The organism is Pseudoxanthomonas dokdonensis (assembly GCF_001431405.1).
GTDB classification, from domain to species: domain Bacteria; phylum Pseudomonadota; class Gammaproteobacteria; order Xanthomonadales; family Xanthomonadaceae; genus Pseudoxanthomonas_A; species Pseudoxanthomonas_A dokdonensis.
This window is the reverse complement of record NZ_LDJL01000011.1, coordinates 413,794-432,946: the sequence shown is the minus strand read 5'-3', so window position 1 is coordinate 432,946 and position 19,153 is coordinate 413,794. Positions and strand designations below refer to the sequence as shown.

At 66.2% G+C, this 19,153-nt stretch carries 14 protein-coding genes and 1 pseudogene; 11 read left to right on the top strand and 4 right to left on the bottom strand.

Annotation, left to right across the window (positions count from 1 at the left end):
• Positions 1-36 precede the first annotated feature (36 nt).
• Positions 37-1,359 carry a metal-dependent hydrolase family protein gene (locus ABB29_RS11580; RefSeq protein WP_057659155.1) on the bottom strand — a complete coding sequence of 441 codons (1,323 nt, stop codon included), beginning with the start codon at positions 1,357-1,359 and terminating at the stop codon, positions 37-39.
• Between the two features lie 106 nt (positions 1,360-1,465).
• On the opposite strand from ABB29_RS11580, the gene leuS reads away from it, so the two are divergent.
• From leuS to rlmH, 6 genes and pseudogenes are all read left to right on the top strand, one after another.
• Complete coding sequence (leuS, locus tag ABB29_RS11575) at positions 1,466-4,120, top strand: leucine--tRNA ligase (protein WP_057659153.1); 2,655 nt, start codon at positions 1,466-1,468, stop codon at positions 4,118-4,120.
• Between the two features lie 131 nt (positions 4,121-4,251).
• A pseudogene (locus ABB29_RS11570) lies at positions 4,252-4,884 on the top strand (LPS-assembly lipoprotein LptE); the annotation flags it as partial.
• 75 nt (positions 4,885-4,959) lie between these two features.
• Complete coding sequence (gene holA, locus ABB29_RS11565; RefSeq protein WP_057659152.1) at positions 4,960-5,994, top strand: DNA polymerase III subunit delta; 1,035 nt, start codon at positions 4,960-4,962, stop codon at positions 5,992-5,994.
• Between the two features lie 3 nt (positions 5,995-5,997).
• A complete protein-coding gene (gene nadD, locus ABB29_RS11560) occupies positions 5,998-6,678 on the top strand; it encodes a nicotinate-nucleotide adenylyltransferase (protein WP_057659150.1) in 681 nt (226 codons plus the stop codon).
• A 40-nt stretch (positions 6,679-6,718) separates the two neighbouring features.
• Positions 6,719-7,135, top strand: coding sequence for a ribosome silencing factor (gene rsfS, locus ABB29_RS11555; protein ID WP_057659148.1), 417 nt, complete (start codon positions 6,719-6,721; stop codon positions 7,133-7,135).
• A 26-nt stretch (positions 7,136-7,161) separates the two neighbouring features.
• Positions 7,162-7,632, top strand: a complete 471-nt coding sequence (rlmH, locus tag ABB29_RS11550) for a 23S rRNA (pseudouridine(1915)-N(3))-methyltransferase RlmH (protein ID WP_057659146.1) — start codon at positions 7,162-7,164, stop codon at positions 7,630-7,632.
• Between the two features lie 89 nt (positions 7,633-7,721).
• Here the strand turns inward: rlmH and ABB29_RS11545 are convergent, their stop codons facing one another.
• Positions 7,722-8,393: an energy transducer TonB gene (locus tag ABB29_RS11545; protein WP_083487827.1), complete on the bottom strand. Its 672-nt coding sequence runs from the start codon at positions 8,391-8,393 to the stop codon at positions 7,722-7,724.
• A 215-nt stretch (positions 8,394-8,608) separates the two neighbouring features.
• On the bottom strand, positions 8,609-9,340 hold the full coding sequence (locus ABB29_RS11540) for an SIMPL domain-containing protein (protein WP_057659143.1): 732 nt from the start codon (positions 9,338-9,340) through the stop codon (positions 8,609-8,611).
• A gap of 158 nt (positions 9,341-9,498) precedes the next feature.
• Between ABB29_RS11540 and ABB29_RS11535 the strand changes: the two genes are divergently transcribed.
• From ABB29_RS11535 to tldD, 4 genes are all read left to right on the top strand, one after another.
• Positions 9,499-10,065, top strand: coding sequence for a Maf family nucleotide pyrophosphatase (locus ABB29_RS11535; protein WP_057659141.1), 567 nt, complete (start codon positions 9,499-9,501; stop codon positions 10,063-10,065).
• Positions 10,065-11,561: a ribonuclease G gene (gene rng, locus ABB29_RS11530; RefSeq protein WP_057659138.1), complete on the top strand. Its 1,497-nt coding sequence runs from the start codon at positions 10,065-10,067 to the stop codon at positions 11,559-11,561. Before ABB29_RS11535 ends, rng begins: the two co-directional genes overlap by 1 nt.
• Positions 11,562-11,648: 87 nt before the next feature.
• Complete coding sequence (locus ABB29_RS11525) at positions 11,649-15,521, top strand: YhdP family protein (RefSeq protein WP_057659136.1); 3,873 nt, start codon at positions 11,649-11,651, stop codon at positions 15,519-15,521.
• 90 nt (positions 15,522-15,611) lie between these two features.
• Positions 15,612-17,060, top strand: a complete 1,449-nt coding sequence (tldD, locus tag ABB29_RS11520; protein ID WP_057659134.1) for a metalloprotease TldD — start codon at positions 15,612-15,614, stop codon at positions 17,058-17,060.
• A gap of 62 nt (positions 17,061-17,122) precedes the next feature.
• On the opposite strand, the gene yjgA is transcribed toward tldD, so the two are convergent.
• Positions 17,123-17,683, bottom strand: coding sequence for a ribosome biogenesis factor YjgA (gene yjgA / locus ABB29_RS11515; RefSeq protein ID WP_057659131.1), 561 nt, complete (start codon positions 17,681-17,683; stop codon positions 17,123-17,125).
• A 102-nt stretch (positions 17,684-17,785) separates the two neighbouring features.
• Here yjgA and pmbA point away from each other — a divergent pair, with 102 nt between their 5' ends.
• Entirely contained in the window at positions 17,786-19,144 is a 1,359-nt protein-coding gene (gene pmbA / locus ABB29_RS11510; protein ID WP_057659129.1) for a metalloprotease PmbA, read from the top strand.
• Positions 19,145-19,153 lie beyond the last annotated feature (9 nt).

The following is a 19,153-nucleotide window of genomic DNA, read 5'->3' as shown; positions in this document are numbered from 1 at the left end:
GACACACGAAGCCGTCGCGGCATGGCGACTGGCGGCTTATTCGGCCCCAGGACTGGCCTCGGGGCGGCGATAGACCTTGCCGTCCTTCATCACGAAATCGACGCCGAGCACCGCATTGATATCGGCCACCGGGTCGCCGGGCATGGCGATGATGTCAGCGCGCATGCCGGCTTCCAGCGCGCCCTGATCATCCACCCCGAGTACCTCGGCCGCGTGCACGGTGGCTGACTGCAACGCATAGGCGGCAGGGATGCCTGCTTCAACCATGTACAGGAATTCGTGTGCGTTCTGGCCATGCGGGCCAACCCCCATATCGGTGCCGAAGCCGATCTTGACCCCGTTGTGGTAGGCCTTGGCGGCGGTGTCCTGTATCTGCGCGCCGATACGCGCGGCCTTGGGCCGGACCACGGCCGGAAAGTAGCCATCCACTTTGGCCTTGTCGGCGACAAAGCGTCCGGCATACAGCGTCGGCACGTACCAGGTGCCGTGCTGCTTCATCAGCCGCATGACCTCATCGCTCATGTAGGTGCCGTGCTCGATGCTGGTCACCCCGCCCAGTACCGCGCGCTTCATGCCTTCGCTGCCGTGCGCATGCGCGGCGACCCGGAAACCGTAATCGTTGGCGGTATCTACGATGGCCTTGATTTCATCGAGGGTGAACTGCGGCGCATCGCCGGATTTGGCATAGCTCAATACGCCGCCGGTCGCGGTGATCTTGATGACGTCGCTGCCGTCCTTGTAGCGCTGGCGCACGGCCTGCCGGGCCTCGTCGACCGAGTTGATCACGCCATCGGTCGGGCCGGGCGGTCCAATCAGGTGCGACAGGTGGGTGTTGTAGCCATTGGTCGGGTCGGCGTGGCCGCCGGTGGTGGCGATCGCGGTACCGGCGGCAAAAATGCGCGGACCGGTCACCAGATCCTGGTTGATCGCGTCACGCAGATGCAGGGTCACCTCGCCACCGAGGTCGCGCACGCTGGTGAACCCGGCCAGCAGGGTCTTTTCGGCGTAGCCGACCGAGCGATAGGCAAAATCCACCGGATCCAGCCGGAAACCCTCCGAGTAACTCTGCGGGCTGGATTCGCCATCCAGGTGCACGTGCAGGTCGGTCCAGCCGGGCAGGCAGGTGTGGCCGGCCAGGACCACCGACTCGGCAGCGGCCAGTTTGGCCCGGCCCGGCAGCACCTCGGCGATGCGGCCATCACGCACCAGCACGGTGTGTTCGCCGAGAATGCGGCCGCTGCGGGCATCGAACAGCCTCTCGCAATGGAGGGCCACGGTGGCCGGCGCGGCCGTTTCGGCGGCCATCACCGGCAGCGGGGCCAGACAGGCCAGGGCAAGGGCGACAAGGCGTGCTGACATGCGATTCCCCGATTGACATGCGGGCCATCGTACTGCCTATCCATGGCGGCGCGTGGTGCGCTGCGGTAACCTTGCAGGCTTTGCTGCCGTAACGTTGCCCGCCCCCATGTCCGCTGCCGCCGAAATCCCCGCCTACGACCCGCAAGCCATTGAATCCGCTGCCCAGTCCTTCTGGGACGGGCGCAAGGCGTTCGAGGTGGACGAAACATCGGCCAAGCCGACGTTCTATTGCCTGTCGATGCTGCCGTATCCATCCGGCGCGCTGCACATGGGCCATGTGCGCAACTACACCATTGGCGATGTGATCAGCCGCTACCAGCGGATGACCGGCAAGAACGTGCTGCAGCCGATGGGCTGGGACGCCTTCGGCCTGCCGGCCGAAAATGCCGCGATCAAGAACAAGACCGCGCCGGCCAAGTGGACCTACGCCAACATCGAACACATGCGCAGCCAGCTCAAGTCGCTGGGTTACGCCATCGACTGGTCGCGCGAATTCGCCACCTGCACCCCGGAATACTATGTGCACGAGCAGCGCATGTTCACCCGGCTGATGCGCAAGGGCCTGGCTTATCGCAAGAATTCGGTGGTCAACTGGGACCCGGTGGATCAAACCGTGCTGGCCAACGAGCAGGTCATCGACGGACGTGGCTGGCGCAGTGGCGCGCTGGTGGAAAAGCGCGAGATCCCGCAGTGGTTCCTGCGCATCACCGATTATGCGCAGGAATTGCTGGACGGCCTGGACGAACTGCACGGCTGGCCGGACTCGGTCAAGACCATGCAGCGCAACTGGATTGGTCGTTCCGAAGGCCTGGAAATCAGCTTCGCGGTGGAAGGCGGCAGCGACGTGCTGAACGTATTCACCACCCGTCCTGACACGCTGATGGGGGTCACCTTCGTCTCGATTGCCGGCGAACATCCGCTGGCGCACAAGGCCGCCGCCAATAATCCGCAACTGGCCAGCTTCCTGGCCGAGCTGAAGCAGGGCGGGGTCTCCGAGGCCGAGCTGGAAACCCAGGAAAAGCGCGGCATGGACACCGGCCTGAAAGCCATCCATCCGGTTACCGGCGACAAGGTCCCGGTGTGGGTCGCCAACTTCGTGCTGATGGGCTATGGCACCGGCGCGGTGATGGCGGTGCCGGGCCATGACCAGCGCGATTTCGAATTCGCACACAAATACCAGCTGCCGATCCGGCAGGTGATTGCATTGACCTCGCCACAGAACGAGGAAGAGCGGAACTACGACCCCGACCAGTGGCACGACTGGTACGCCGACAAGACCCGCAAGGATCTGCAGCTGGTCAATTCCGGCGAGTTTGATGGCCTCGATTACCAGGGCGCATTTGAAGCCTTCGCCGAGCGTTTCGAGCGCCAGGGCCGCGGCCAGCGCCGGGTCAATTACCGCCTGCGTGACTGGGGTGTCAGCCGCCAGCGTTACTGGGGTTGTCCGATCCCGGTGATCTATTGCGAAAGCTGTGGCGCGGTGCCAGTGCCGGAAGAGCAACTGCCGGTGGTATTGCCGGAAAACGTAGTTTTGGACGGGGTCAAATCGCCGATCAAGGCGGATCCGGAATGGCGCAAGACCACCTGTCCGGAATGTGGCGGCGCCGCCGAACGCGAGACCGATACCTTCGATACCTTCATGGAATCGAGCTGGTACTACGCCCGCTATACCTCGCCCGGCGCCCGCGACATGGTCGACAAGCGCGGCAATCACTGGTTACCGGTTGATCAGTACATCGGCGGCATCGAGCACGCCATCCTGCACCTGATGTATTTCCGCTTCTATCACAAGCTGTTGCGCGACGCGCGCATGGTCGACAGCAATGAGCCGGCGCTCAACCTGCTGTGCCAGGGCATGGTGATCGCCGATACCTATTACCGCGAAGTGCATAACGAAGACGGCAGCGCTGGCGGCAAGGAGTGGTTCAACCCGGCCGATGTCGACGTCCAGCGCGATGACAAGGGCCGCGTCATCGGCGCGACCCTGCGCAGCGACGGCCAGCCGGTGCTGGTTGGCGGCAGCGAGAAGATGTCGAAGTCGAAGAACAATGGCGTCGACCCGCAGGCGATGGTCGACAAGTTCGGCGCCGACACCGTGCGCCTGTTCTCGATGTTCGCCGCGCCGCCGGAGCAGTCGCTGGAATGGAACGAGGCCGGGGTCGAAGGCATGGCCCGGTTCCTGCGCCGGCTGTGGGTGCAGGTCAACAAGCATGTGGCAGAGGGCAGCGTGGTCACGCTGGACATCGGCGCGCTGAATGCCGATCAGAAAGCGCTGCGGCGCAAGACCCACGAGACCATCGACAAGGTCGGCAACGACTACGGCAAGCGCCACAGCTTCAATACCGCCATCGCCGCGGTGATGGAACTGTCCAATGCGCTGGCCAAGTTCGAGGACGACAGCGAGCAGGCACGCGCGGTGCGCCAGGAAGCACTGGAAGCGGCGGTGTTGCTGTTGAACCCGATCACCCCGCACGCCAGCCACCACTTGTGGCAGTGCCTGGGCCACCCCGAAACCCTGCTCGAAGACGTGCCGTTCCCGCAGGCCGACCCGGCGGCGATGGTGCGTGACTCGCTGACCCTGGCGGTGCAGGTCAACGGCAAGTTGCGCGGTACCATCGAGGTCGCCGCCGACGCCTCGCGCGAAACCGTCGAATCGCTGGCCCGCAACGAACCGAACACGGCCAAGTTCCTGGAAGGACTGACCGTGCGCAAGGTGATTGTGGTGCCGGGCAAGATCGTCAATATCGTCGCCGCCGGGTGAGCATGATGCCGGGCGGCCAGACGGTGCGGAACGCGACTCTCAAGCCACGTTCACGCACTTTCGGGCAGGCTGGCAGTGCCGTCACATCTCCCGCCCTTGCCGCCCACGCCGGGCTCGTCCAGACTTCGCCCATGACCCTATTCCGAATTTCCCTGCTCGCCGCGCTGATCGCCATCGTCAGCGGTTGCGGCTTCCATCTGCGCAGCCGCATCATGTTGCCGGCCGACGTCGGCCCGGTGCAGGTGACCTCGCGCACGTCATACAGCACCCTGGCCGAACAGGTCGCCAACGGCCTGCGCGCCTCCGGTGCCAGCATCGCCCCGGAAGACGCCACCGACGTGGCCGCGCTGAGCATCATTTCCGAACGCTGGGGCAATCGCGCGATTGCCATCGACGCCAATGGCCGTGCCCAGGAATACAGTCTGCGCTTCGCCGCCATCTTCATGCTGACCCGTGCCGATGGCAGCGTGCTGGTGCCACAGCAGGTGATTGAACTGTCGCGTGACTACGTGTCGCCGCCGCAGAACGCGACCGGTACCGATACCGAGCGCGAAATCCTGGCCGAAGAGCTGCGCCGCGAAATGGCCGCCTCTATCCTGCGCCGGGTCGACAGCGTGGTGCGTGCGCGCCTGCAGAATCCGGTCCAGGATCCGGCGGCTCCCACCAGCACCAGCACCAGCGACAGCGAAGAGATGACGATGCCGGCACCGGCGCAGGATGGCGACGCCCCGGCCTCACTGCAGCTGGAAGCGCAGCCGCCGGCGGCCAGCGAGGCCATGCCGGCGCCGGTGGAAGCCAGCCCCGCGGTTGAACCGGCCCACAGCGACGACCCGACCTGAGTGGAACTCAAACCCGAGCAACTGGCAGCTCGCGCGGCAACCGAAGCACTGCATCCGGTCTACCTGATCGCAGGCCCGGAGACCTTGCGGGTGCTGGAAGCCGCCGACGGCGTGCGCAACCTGGCGCGTGCCCAGGGCATCAGCGAGCGCGAGGTGTTTGACGCCTCGGGACGCGATTTCGACTGGAACCAGCTCGACCAGGCCTTCAACGCACCGAGTCTTTTCAGCAGCCAGCGGCTGGTCGAAATCCGCCTGCCGACCGGCAAGCCGGGCAAGGACGGTGCCGATGTCATCAGCCGTTTCTGCGCCAATCCGCCACCCGATGTGATCCTGCTGATTACCGCCGGCGAATGGAGCAAGGCCCATCACGGCAAATGGGCCGACGCCATCGCCCGCATCGGCGTGATTGCAGTGGCATGGGCGATCAAACCACACGAATTGCAGGGTTGGGTCGAGAGCCGGTTGCGCAGCCGCGGCGTGCGTGCCGACCGTGAGGCGGCGCTGGTGCTGACCGAACGGGTCGAAGGCAACCTGCTGGCCGCTGCCCAGGAAATCGACAAGCTGGCGCTGCTGGCCGGCGAACAGACCCTGGATGCCGAGGCGATGCAATCGCTGGTCGCCGATGCCGCGCGCTACGACGTGTTCCGGTTGACCGACGCGATGCTGGCCGGGCAGGGCGGCCAGGTGTCACGCATCATCCAGGGCCTGCGTGCCGAAGGCGACATGGTCGCCGGCCTGATGCCGATGATCAGCAAGGAATTGCTGCGCACCGCCGCCCTGGCGCGCTGCCAGGCCAGCGGTGGCAATCTCGGCGCGGAAATGAAGGCGCAGGGCATCTGGGAAAGCCGCCAGGCACCGTTCAAGCGCGCGCTGCAACGACATGCCAACCCGCTGCGCTGGGACCGCTTCGTCGCCGAGGCCTCGCGGGTGGATCGGATGGCCAAGGGCCGCGCCGCAGGAGACCCCTGGGTGGCGATGGAGCGGCTGCTGCTGGCGGTGGCCGATGCCAAGGCCCTGCGCCTGCTGGTGGCCTGAGCGATGCGCGGGCCATCGCCGTTGCAGATCTTCTACGGCGGTACCTTTGATCCGATCCATGACGGTCACCTGGCGATTGCCTGCGCCGCCCGCGACGAGCTGGGCGCCGATATCCGGCTGATGCCGGCCGCCGATCCGCCGCATCGTCCAGCGCCGGGCGCCGACGCCGGCCAGCGCGCCGAAATGGTGGCGCTGGCGATCGCGGGCATCGATGGGCTGGTGCTGGATCGACGCGAGCTGCAACGCGCCGATGCGCAGCCGCAGATGCCTTCGTACAGCATCGACACGCTGCGGCAGATTCGCCACGAAGTCGGACCGCGGGTACCGATTGCACTGTTGATTGGCGCCGACAGCCTGATCGGCCTGCCCGACTGGCGTGAGTGGCGGGCCTTGTTCGACCTGACCCATTTCGTGGTCGCGCCACGGCCGGGCTCGCCGCTGGACGGTGAGCTGCGGCCGCCGCTGCAACAGCAGCTGGACGGTAGATGGCTTGGCTCGCCGACGGCGCTGCTGGCATCCGCGGCCGGCGGGGTGTACCGCCTGCACCAGCCGCTGCAGCCGGAATCGGCCAGCGAGGTGCGCCGGCGGATCGCCGCCGGGCAAGGCTGGGAGCAGCTGCTGCCGGCAGCGGTGGCCGCCTACATCCGCCAGCACCGGCTCTACCTCACGTCGGCGCAATCCTAGTCCGTTATAATCGACGCGCATTCCCAGAGCCGATAAGCCTTTGTCCAGCCAAGCCCACGTCATCAAGACCCGTCTTCCCAGTCCTCCGCCAGCGCTGCCCGAACTGCTGGCCACGGTGCATGCCGCCGTCAACGAGCTCAAGGCCAAGGACGTGATTGAAATCGATGTGCGCGGCAAGTCCAGCGTCGCCGATTACATGGTGATTGCCTCCGGTACCTCGACCCGCCACGTCAAGTCGATTGCCAACGAGGTGGTCAAGTTCGCCAAGAAGCTGGACGTCATGCCGCTGGGCGTGGAAGGTGAACGCGAAGCCGAATGGGTACTGGTCGATCTGGGCGACGTGCTGGTCCACATCATGCTGCCACGGGTGCGCGAGTTCTACGCGCTGGAGCGTCTGTGGACGGTCGGTGATCAGGATCCGGACGATCTGGAAACCGCCGACGAATCCCGGTTGTAAGTCGCCGGGGTGAACGCAGGCCGACGATGAAAGCGCGCCTGATTGCCACTGGCGAACGCGCCCCGGCCTGGGTCGCTCAGGGATTTGCCGACTACCAGAAGCGCCTCTCGCACTGGTTGCCGTTCGAGCTGGTGGAAGTGCAGCCCGGCTTGCGTGGCAAAGGCCGCGATGGCCAGCGCGCCATCGATGAGGAAGGCAAGCGGGTGCTGGCGGCATTGCCCAAGAACGCACACGTCATCGCTTTGGAAGTCACCGGCAAGCAACACTCGTCCGAACAACTCTCGCAGCGTCTCGAACACTGGCGCAGTCTGGGCAGTGACCTGGCGTTCCTGATTGGCGGGCCAGAAGGCCATGCCACGGATGTGCTCGCCAGCGCGCATGAAACCTGGTCGCTGGGGCCGTTGACGTTGCCGCACATGCTGGCGCGGCTGGTGGTAGTGGAGCAGGTCTACCGGGCCGCGGCGATGCTGGCCAACCACCCCTACCATCGCGCGTAGCCCGCACCCGCGGCGCGTGTCTTCGCTACCAGCCATACAGGACAAAACCCGCCAGCGGCGGGTTTTGTTTTTTCCTGCAGTCATTGCGGCTATTGCAGGCTGAACTGGATCGGCACCAGTCCGTAGGACTGCACGGCCTGTCCATTGCTGAAGGCTGGCTTGAACCGCCAGTGCTTCAGCACCTGCTGCTGTGCCTTGCGATCCAGTGAGCGGTTGCCACTGCTGGTTTCGATGCTGACTTCCAGCGGCGTGCCGTCACTGTCCACCAGCACCCTCAGCATCACCGTGCCCTGCGCGTGATCGCGGAGGGCATCGCGGGGATAGCCCGGCGCCGGTGCGCTGACGTATTGCAGTTGGCCCGCGGCTATCGGCCCACTGCTTACCGGCGCTTCGGGGCCGGCATCGGCGACCGGGTCCTGCGCCGGCAGATCAATCGCGCGGGCATCGAAAACAGGTGAAACCGCTGGGTTGACCGTTATCGCCGGCGGCTTCGGCGTGGCGGCCTGCGTGCGTTCGACGGTGACCGGCTGCACTGGTCTGGGTGTCGCCGGCGCCACCGGGACCACCGGTGGTGGCAGCGGGCGGGTGTAGAAACGAATGGTTGGTTTGTCAGGTCGCGGCGTAATGTCCGGCGGCACCGATGCCAGCGGCACCAGCAACATCAGCAGTGCGGCGACATGCACCGCGATGGCGGTGAAGATGGCCATTACGCGGCCGGGATTGACGCGGGTCTCGGAATCGAAAGGCAATGCACGAACCATGGTCCACCTCCGTTGTAGATAGAGCGTGCGCATCACGCTCATGGTCTTGCCAACGCGCCAGTGCGACCAATGGGGTTGGGCGCAGCCGCCGCCAGCCCAGATTGCGCCTGTGCCGGCGCCTGTACAAGTCAGACCGCTGGTAGCGGCCCGGCCGACAGCATAGACAACAACGGCACCCGCAGGTGCCGTTGTGAAGTGAAACACGCAGGACCGGCTTACTTGCCCAGTTCGAAAACCACGTCGAGGTTGACCGACAAGGTGGTTTCGCCCGGCGCCACCGGCGTCGATTCGGCGCGGTCCATGGCCTTGGCCATCATCATCGGACGCGGCTGGAAGCCACCGCCGCCACCTTCGGAAATGCTGACGATGCGGCGCACCCGCAGGCCAAGCGCCCTGGCATAGGTCTGCGCGCGTGCCTGTGCTTTCTCCAGCGCGGCCAGCCGCGCTTCGTCATAGACCGGCTCCGGCTTGTCGATTTCAAAGCTGGGGCCGTTGATCTGGTTGGCGCCGACCGCCGCCAGTGCATCCAGTACTTCGCCCAGCCTGGTCACGTCGCGGACTTTCAGGTTGACCGTATTGCTGGCCTGGTAGCCGGTGATTTTCGGTGCCTCGTTGTCGGCGTAGCGGTATTGCGGGTTGAGGTTGACGCCACTGGTCTGCACGTCGCGGTCGGGGATGCCGGCCTTCTTGATGGCGGCGGTGACCTGGCTCATCTGTTCGGCGTTCTGGCGCATCGCGGCGTTGCCGTCGGCGGCCTGGGTGACCACGCCGGCCGACAGCGTGGCCACATCCGGCACCCGTGAGGCTTCGGCCTGCGCCGATACATTCAACAGCGTGCCGTCGGCGGATACCGCGTAGCTGGGCATGGTCTGGGCCTGGGCAGGCATGTGGGCGACTCCTAGAGCAAGGGACAGGGCGAGCAGGATGGGACGCAACGTGGAATGCATGGTGGCTCCTTGTGGCCGGTAGGGGCGTTCAAGCCGGGCGATGATGGCCCAGCCTGTTCAGTAAACGATGAACGCGCTGTGAGGCCGGGCGGGGTTGCCGGGGCAAAGTGCCGGCTCAAGAAGCATTCAGTCAGGCGTGGCGGGTTATTCTTTAACAGATGATTTATCTGGCTTCCAAATCCCCCCGCCGCGCTGAACTGCTGACCCGCCTCGGCCAGCCGTTCGGCTTGCTGGACATCGACATCCCGGAAGTGCGCCAGCCCGGCGAAGCGCCGGAGGATTACGTGCGCCGGGTCGCGCGCGAAAAAGCCGGGGCCGGGCTGTTGGCGGTGCAGGGCAATGCCAGCGCCTGCGTGCTTGGGGCCGATACCGAGGTGGTGCTGGACGACGAAGTGTTCGGCAAGCCGGTCGATCAGGCCGATGCGGCGGCGATGCTGCGACGCCTGTCCGGGCGCACCCACCGGGTCATCTCGGCGGTGTCGCTGGTCGATGCCGGTCGCGAAGCGCAGGCGGTATCGATGTCGGAAGTGCGCTTTGCCGAGATCGACGCGGCTGACATCGACGAATACGTGGCCAGCGGCGAGCCGATGGGCAAGGCTGGCGGCTACGCGATCCAGGGCGGTGCGGAACGTTTTGTCGTGCATCTGTCCGGCAGTTATTCCGGGGTGATGGGCCTGCCTCTCTACCAGACCATGCAGCTGCTGCGGCAGTTCGGGGTGCATTGATGTCCGAGGAAATCCTGGTCAACGTGACCCCGCGCGAAACCCGGGTGGCGGTGATCGAAAACGGGATGCTGCAGGAACTGCACATCGAACGCGGCTGGCGTCGCGGCGTGGTCGGCAACATCTACAAGGGCAAGGTGCAGCGGGTGATGCCGGGGATGCAGGCGGCTTTCATCGAAGTCGGCCTGGATCGCGCCGCCTTCCTGCACGCCAACGACATTGTCCGGCCGACCCCGGTGGTCAGTGGCGAAAGCGAAGAGGCACCGCTGTTGCCGGCACCATCACCGCCGTCGGTGCCGATCATGGATCTGCTGCGCGACGGCCAGGATGTCGTGGTCCAGGTGGTCAAGGATCCGATTGGCAGCAAGGGCGCGCGGCTGACCACCCAGATCAGTATTCCTTCGCGCTATCTGGTGCTGCTGCCGCAGTCCAGGGTGGTCGGAGTGTCGGCCCGGATCGAGGACGAGGGCGAACGCCAGCGGCTGAAGTCGCTGGTCACCGAGCTGTCGACCCAGCATGGCGGCCATGGCTACATCATCCGCACCAATGCCGAAGGCCAACCGGCCGAAGCACTGGCCGAGGATGTCGCCTATCTGGCCCGGGTCTGGGCCTTGATCGAACAACGCAGCCGCGAGTCCGCCGTCGGTGCCTGCATCTATGAAGACCTGACCTTGCCGCTGCGTGCGGTGCGCGACCTGATGCGCCGCGACGTCGAGAAGGTCAAGGTCGATTCGCGCGAAACCAGCGAGCGCCTGCAGGCATTCGCGGCCAAGTACATGCCGGTGCTGGCCGAGCGCATCGAGCACTATTCCGGTGAGCGGCCGATCTTCGATCTGTACGGGGTCGAGGATGAAATCGGCCGTGCGCTGGTCAAGGACGTGCCGCTGAAGTCGGGCGGTTATCTGGTCATCGACCAGACCGAGGCGATGACCACCATCGACGTCAATACCGGCTCGTTCCTCGGCCAGCGCAACCTCGAAGAAACCGTTTACCGCACCAACCTGGAAGCCGCGCAGGCGGTGGCCAGGCAGCTGCGGCTGCGCAATCTCGGCGGCATCATCATCATCGACTTCATCGACATGACCGATACCGAGCACAAGCGACAGGTGCTGCGGACGCTGGAAAAAGCCCTGGCCCGGGATCACGCCAAGACCACGGTCTATGATTTCTCGCCGCTGGGACTGGTCGAGATGACCCGCAAGCGCACCGTCGAGAGTCTGGAACGGCAGCTGTCCGAGCCGTGCCCGGAATGCAGCGGCCGCGGCACCATCAAGACCGCCGAAACCGTAACCTACGAAATCTTCCGCGAAATCACCCGCGCGGTGCGCCAGTTCGAGGCCGCACGGCTGCTGGTGATCGCATCGCCGCAGGTGGTGACGCGGATCACTGACGAGGAGTCCGCGGCGGTGGCCGAGCTGGAAGAGTTCCTCGGCAAATCGATTCGGTTCCAAGCCGACGAGCAATACCTGCAGGAGCAGTTTGATGTGGTCCTGCTGTAACCCGCGCGCACTGCCTGCGGATACTGCAGAGCTGGACGACCGCTACGGTCCGGCCGGCCTGTCCGTCCAGTTCCGCGCTCGCCGCTGATGCCGACCCCGTTGCGCCGACGCTTGCGTTTGGCTCGTCGTGGCATTGCCTACGGCGTGGCCCTGACCCTGGTCTGCATGGCGTTGGTGCTGGGCATCGCCAGCCAGCTGCTGCCAGCGGTTGAACGCCATCCGGAGCAGGTGGCCGCTTGGTTGAGCCAGCGTGCCGGGCGGCCGATTGCATTTGATTCCCTGACCACCGAATGGACGCGTCGGGGTCCGCTGCTGCAGATGCAGGGGCTGCGCATCGGCAGCGGTGCGCAGGCGGTACGCATCGGCCAGGCGGAGATGCTGGTATCGATGTATGGCGGTCTGCTGCCGCGACGTTCGTTCACCGAGTTGCGCCTGCGGCAGCTGGCGCTGACCCTGGTCCGCGCCGCCGACGGCAGCTGGTCGGTGCAGGGTCTGCCGGGCCAGCGTGGAGGCGATCCGTTGCGCACCCTGGAAGGACTGGGCGAGTTGCAGGTGATCGACGGCAGCCTGTCGATCCTGGCCCCGAGTCTGGACTGGAAGCTGCAACTGCCCGATATCGATCTGCGCCTGCGGGTCGATGGTCAACGGGTACGTGCGGCGACCCTGGCCCGGATTCGCAAGGATGCGCCACCGCTGCGGGTCAATGTCGATTTTGATCGCCAGCAGGGCGGTGGTCGCGCCTATGCCGAGCTGGACGCCGATGATGTCGGCGCATGGGCGCCGCTGCTGCGCTTTGGGGGCGTCGAGGTCGACCGCGGTGGTGGCCGCCTGCGTGGCTGGGCGCGCTTGTACCGCCATCGGGTGGTGATGCTGACCAGCGACGTGCAACTGCGTGATCTCAACCTGCGCGGCGCGCCGCTGGCGTTGGCCGGGCGCAGCTTCACCCCGACCGTGCAGTTCAAGCAGTTATCCGCGCGTGCGCGCTGGCATTTGATCGCTGGCGGCTGGCGCCTGGATGCACCGTACCTGCGGGTCGAGGACAGCCAACGCGCACAGAAGCTCGACGGCCTGCTGTTGGCGATGGGCCAGCATAACGCGCTGTACGCGCAGCAGTTGGATGCGGCGCCGCTGCTGGCGGTGCTGGGCCTGAGTGATCGGCTCACGCCGGGCCTGCGCGGCTGGCTGCTGCAGGCCAGGCCCGGTCTGCGCCTGAGCGGCCTGAGCCTGGCCGCCGAGCGTGGCGGGGCGATGCGCGGCAGCGGTCGCCTGCAGCAACTGGATTTCCAGCCAGTAGGCCACGCGCCGGGTGTGAGTGGCTTGGCCGGCGCTTTCGAGGGTGATTCGGAAGGGTTTCAGCTGCAGCTGGATCCGCAATCGAAAGTGCGGATTGATTGGCCGAGCGGTTTCGGCGTGAGCCACGAGTTCGCCTTGCAGGGACGCCTGAATGGTTGGCGCCGCGAGCAGGGTTGGCAGATTGCGACTTCGCAATTGCAGGCCAAGGGTGAAGACGTTGGCCTGCAGGCGCGTGGCAGCCTGTGGTTCCAGGGCGACGGCAGCCGGCCATGGCTGGATCTGGCGGCCCGCGTCGACGACGCGCCGGTGGTCGCGGCCAAAGGGTTCTGGATCCACCACAGCATGCCCAAGGCCGCGGTCGACTGGCTCAATGCCGCGCTGCAGGGTGGCCAGGTGCGTGATGGCCGCGCCCTGGTCAGCGGCGATCTGGATGACTGGCCGTTCGTTGCCGGCAACGGCCGTTTCGAGGCTACCGCGCGGATTGACGGCGGCAAGGTCAAGTTCCAGCCGGACTGGCCGGCGATGGAGCAACTCAATGCCAGGTTGCGCTTCATCGGCGCCGGTTTCGACGTCGAAGGCAGCGGCAAGCTGGCGGCGGTCAACGTCGATCATCTGCAGGCCGGCATCGAGCGGTTCTCGCAGGCGCACCTGCGGGTGGATGCCGATACCCGCTCGGATGCGGCACCGCTGCTGGCGCTGCTGCAGCACAGCCCGTTGCGGAAAAGCTACGCCGACACGCTGGACAACCTGCAGGCGCGCGGCAATGTGCGCGCCAGTTTCCACCTGCTGCAGCCAATGCATGCCGATGAGGCGGCCGCCAGAAAGCTGTATGGCGACCTTGACCTGAGCGCTGCGCGACTGAGTGAAAAACGCTGGGACCTGGATTTCAGCGGCGTCAGCGGCCATGCCGAGTACTCCGATCACGGCTTCCATGCCGAGGGACTGAAAGTCAGCCACGATGGCTTGCCGGGTACGTTGTCGCTACGCGCCGGCGACGACACCCATGATCAGCGGCATGCGTTCGAAGCCCAGTTGCAGGCACCGGTGGCGGTCGACAGACTGCTGGATCACGCGCCGGAGATGGCCTGGCTGCGGCCTTACGCGCATGGCACCTCGCGCTGGGATGTCGCCGTTGCAGTGGGCCGGGAGGCCGTTGTCGGCCAAGCCGCCGCGGTGCCGGTGCAACTGACCCTGCAGTCGGATCTGCGCGGCACCGCGTTGACCTTGCCTGCGCCGCTGGACAAACCGCAGGCCGTGGCGCTGGCGACCCGGGTCAGCAGCGCGCTGCCGCTGGGGCAGGGGGTGACCGAGGTTGCTTTTGGTGAGCGCCTGGCATTGCGCGCGCGCAGCCAGGCGGGCAAGACCGGCGTACGGGTGGAACTGGGCAGCGCCAGCGTGCAGGAGTTGCCGCCGCCGGAAGGCCTGGTGGTGACCGGCCATACCGGCGATCTGGACGCGATGGAGTGGGTGGCGCTGACCCGGGGCGGCGGTCAGGGCAGCCTGGCGCTGCAGCATATCGACGTGCTCGCGGACCGCCTGCTCTTGCTGGGCTCGGCGTTTCCGCAGACACGCCTGCAACTGGCACCGGCGCCAGCGGCGCTGGCGGTCAGCCTGGAGGGACCGGCGCTGGCTGGCGGACTGTTGATTCCCAAGGCATCGGGCGAGGCCATCAGTGGCCGGCTGGCGCGGGTGCATTGGCGCAAGGCCGCCACCGGCAGCAGCGCGGATGGCGAAACCGTTGCTGATGCAGACGCAGACACAGACGCCACGCCGTTCAACCCGGCCGACGTCCCGCCGTTGGCGTTGGATATCCAGGAGTTGAAATTCAACGATCTGGCGCTGGGTCAGACCCATCTGCGTTCGCGTGCGCTGGCCGACGGCATGCAGCTGGAACAACTGCAGATGCGTGCGCCAGGGCAGGACATCGATCTGAGCGGCAGTTGGCGCGGCATCGGTGCCAATGCCGATACCCGGCTGCAGGCGCATATCGACAGCCGCGACTATGGCGCGCTGTTTGCCGGCATCGGTTATCCCGGCCAGCTGGGCGGCGGCGAAGGCATCGTGAAGCTCGACCTGCACTGGCCCGGCTCACCGGCCGCGTTCCAGCTTGCGGCGCTGGATGGCACGGCCAACATCGCCCTGCGTGACGGTCATCTGCTGGAGCTGGAGCCTGGCGCGGGGCGCGTGCTCGGGCTGTTGAGCGTGGCTGAAGTGCGGCGCCGGCTGACCCTGGATTTCAGTGATTTCTTCTCCAAGGGGTTTGCCTTCAACAAGGTCGATGGCAGCGTGCAGCTGGGCGATGGCAATGCGCGCAGCGATCATCTGGTGGTCGATGGCCCGGCTGCCGAGATCCGCATTGGCGGGGTCACCGACCTGCGCAATGAACGCTTTGATCAGACCATCGAGGTGCTGCCCAAGTCCGGCAACGTGCTGACCGCGGTCGGAGCGGTCGCCGCCGGCCCGATCGGGGCGGCGGTTGGCGCGGTGGCCAATGCGGTGCTGCGCAAGCCATTGAGCGAAATCGGCGCCAAGACCTATCGGGTCACCGGTCCGTGGAAGAATCCGCAGGTCGAGACGATGGGTCGCGAGCGCTCGAAGCAGGAACCGCCATCGGCGTCGTCGCCATCCTCGACCATTGCCCAGCCGGGCATCGTGCCGGCACGATGAGCTTGAGCGCCGCGGTTTTTCCCGTCCGCCGGCGTTCCGCCAGTCCCCTGCGCCTTGTATAAGGCGCGCCAAGCCCCCACTGAAGGTGCCATGACCTCCACATCACTGACCGTCGCCGAAACCCGCCTGCTGTTGCCCGCTGGCCTGGACCAGCACGGCCTGGACCGTACCTTTGCCACGCTGCTGGGCCCGGGTATCGATTTTGGCGATCTGTATTTCCAGCATGCCCGCCGAGAGAGCTGGACCGTGGAGGACGGCATCGTCAAGGATGGCGCCCACTCGATTGAACAGGGCGTCGGCGTGCGGGCCATTTCCGGCGAGAAAACCGGATTCGCTTACTCCGACGACATCAACAGTGCTGCGTTGCTGAGTGCCGCCGGCTCGGCGCGGGCGATTGCCCGCGACGGCGCCGCGCACACGCCGCGGGCGCTGGTCCGCGGCAACGGCCACGCGCTGTACCGCGGCGATGATCCGATTGATGCGATGGACAACGACGCCAAGGTCGCCGCGCTGCGCGCGGTCGACCGCTTCATCCGCGCCGCCGACCCGCGCGTGCAGCAGGTGACGGTGACCTTGTCCGGCGCACTGGACACGATCATGGTTGCGCGCAGCGACGGTGTGCTGGCTGCCGACGTGCGCCCGCTGGTGCGCCTGAACGTACAGGTCATCGTGGAACAGAATGGTCGCCGTGAATCCGGCTATGCAGGGATGGGTGGCCGCTACAGCTATGCCGAACTGTTTGCCGACGGCAAGCCGGAAGAACTGGCCCGTGAATCGCTGCGCCAGGCCCTGGTCAATCTCGAGGCCATCGATGCGCCGGCCGGGGTCATGCCGGTGGTGCTGGGACCGGGCTGGCCCGGGGTCCTGCTGCACGAAGCAGTGGGCCACGGTCTGGAAGGCGACTTCAACCGCAAGGGCACCAGCGTCTATGCCGGTCGTATCGGCCAGCGGGTGGCCTCGCCGGGGGTGACAATTGTCGATGACGGTACCCTGCCGGGTCGGCGCGGTTCGCTCAATATCGATGACGAAGGCACGCCCACCCATTGCACCACGCTGATCGAGGATGGGGTGCTGGTCGGGTACATGCAGGACAGCCTGAATGCGCGCCTGATGGGCATGGCGCCGACCGGCAACGGTCGCCGCGAATCGTTCGCCCACCTGCCGATGCCGCGGATGACCAATACCTACATGCTGGCCGGCCAGCATGATCCGGAAGAGATGATCCGTTCGATCAAGAAGGGCCTGTACGCGGTCAATTTCGGCGGCGGCCAGGTCGATATCACCAGTGGCAAATACGTGTTTTCGGCGACCGAGGCATACCTGATCGAAGACGGCAGGGTGACCGCGCCGGTGAAGGGCGCGACCCTGATTGGCAATGGCCCGGAAACCATGCAGAAGGTGCGCATGGTCGGTCACGATCTGGCCCTGGATCAGGGCGTTGGCGTCTGCGGCAAGGATGGCCAGAGCGTGCCGGTCGGGGTTGGCCAGCCGTCATTGTTGATCGACGGTCTGACCGTGGGTGGAACCCAGGCCGGATGACGGCAGGCGTGCACTCGCCGGGATCGCTCCGTCACCTGCGCAGGCCGCGTGCCGCGCAGGCGTCAATCGGCCTCGTCGTCGACCTGATCAGCGTGTTCGTCGCTGGCGTTGGCCATCAGCTCACGCAGTTCGCGGAACAACTCGCGGAACGCATGCGGCGGCTTGTTGCGCGCACGTTCCTGTTCGACGTTGCGCAACAGCTGGCGCAGACGCTGGCGCTCGGCGGATGGGAATTCCTCCAGCAGTTCGGCCAGCGCGGCATCACCGTTTTCCAGCAGGCGCTCGCGCCATTGCTCGACGCGGTGCTGCAACGCGGTTTCGCGGCGCGCGGCCTCGCCACTGTCGTCCATCGCGTCGCGGATGGCTTCCAGCGTCTGGTCGTCCTCGCGACGCATCTGCTTGGCCAGGAACTGCAACTGCCGTTTATGCGCGATGTGCGAGGTGATCCGGCGGGTGTCATGCACGTGCGCCAGCAGATCCTCCGGAATCGGCAACTTGGCCAGCTGGGTCGGCGTCAGCGCCACCAGCTGTTCGGCAAGACTGCGCACTTCCAGCGCCTCCCGGCGTTGCTGGGTGCGGCTGGGGCCAAGGAATTCATCGGTTTCGGGGTCGCGTCCGCGCATTGACTTCCACTCTCGCTTTCACCATCGCAACTTCAGGAAATCCGGCCACGATTGGCGGGAAACCGGCGAAGGGATTCGCATACAGGACACTAGGATAAGCCATTGAACGCCATCACCGCCCCCCGTATCGACGACAGCCAGGCCCGCCTGGAGAAGTTGGCCGAGCTTTCCCGGCACCTGTTGGCCAAGGCCAGGGCGCAGGGCGCCAGCCAGGCCGAGGTCAGCTGCAGCGAGGAAACCGGCCTCAACGTCAACGTCCGCATGGGCGAGGTGGAGACGGTTGAATCCACCCGTGATCGCGGAATCGGCGTCACCGTCTACTTCGGCAAGCGCAAAGGCAGCGCCAGCACCGCCGACCTGCGCGAGGAAAGCCTGGAGGCGACCGTCGCCCAGGCCTGCGCGATTGCCCGCTATACCGAGGACGATGACGCCTCCGGCTTGGCCGATGCCGGGCTGATGGCGACCGAGTTCCCGGATCTGGACACCTGGCACCCGTGGCCGCTGGAGGCCGACGAAGCGATCGACATGGCGATGGCCTGTGAAGCCGCCGGCCGCGCCGACGCGCGCATCGCCAATTCCGACGGTGCTTCGGTCGGCAGTGGTGAAAGCCTCTCGGTGTATGCCAATTCGCACGGCTTCATCGGCCGCGAGCGCGAAACCCAGCACTCACTGGGCTGTGCCTTCATCGCCGGCCAGGGCGATGGCATGCAGCGCGACGGCTGGTACACCATAGGCCTGTCCCGCGATGAGCTGGAGGACCCCGCCGCGGTAGGCCGTCGTGGCGCCGAGCGGACGATTGCCCGCCTGCAGCCGCGCAACGTCGCCACCGGCGAATATCCGGTGCTGTTTTCCGCCGAGATGGCGCGCTCGCTGATCGGCCACCTGCTGGGCGCGGTGTCCGGCGGGGCGCTGTACCGGCGCGCCAGCTTCCTGCTCGATCAGGCCGGCAAGCAGATTTTTCCGGACTGGTTTTCGATTGAAGAACTCCCACACCTGCGCCGCGGCCTGCGCTCGGCGGCATTCGATGCCGAAGGGGTGGCGACGCGGCGGTCCAGCCTGGTCGAAAACGGCGTCCTGCAACGCTATCTGCTGGGCAGTTACTCAGCGCGCAAGCTGGGCCTGCAGACCACCGCCAATGCCGGTGGCGTGCACAACCTGCAGGTGAAGGCCAATGCCGGCGATCTCGACTCGCTGCTGTCAGGCATGGGCCGTGGCCTGCTGGTTACCGAGCTGATGGGCCAGGGCGTCAACGGCGTGACCGGCGACTATTCGCGTGGTGCCGGTGGTTTCTGGATCGAGAACGGCGAGATCGCCTATCCGGTCGACGGCATCACCGTCGCCGGCAACCTGAAGAATGTCTTCACCGACATCCAGGCCGTGGGCAGCGATGTCGACCCGCGGTCACACGTACGCACCGGCTCGATCCTGGTTGGCAGGATGACGGTGGCCGGCGCCGAGTGACTGCGTCCT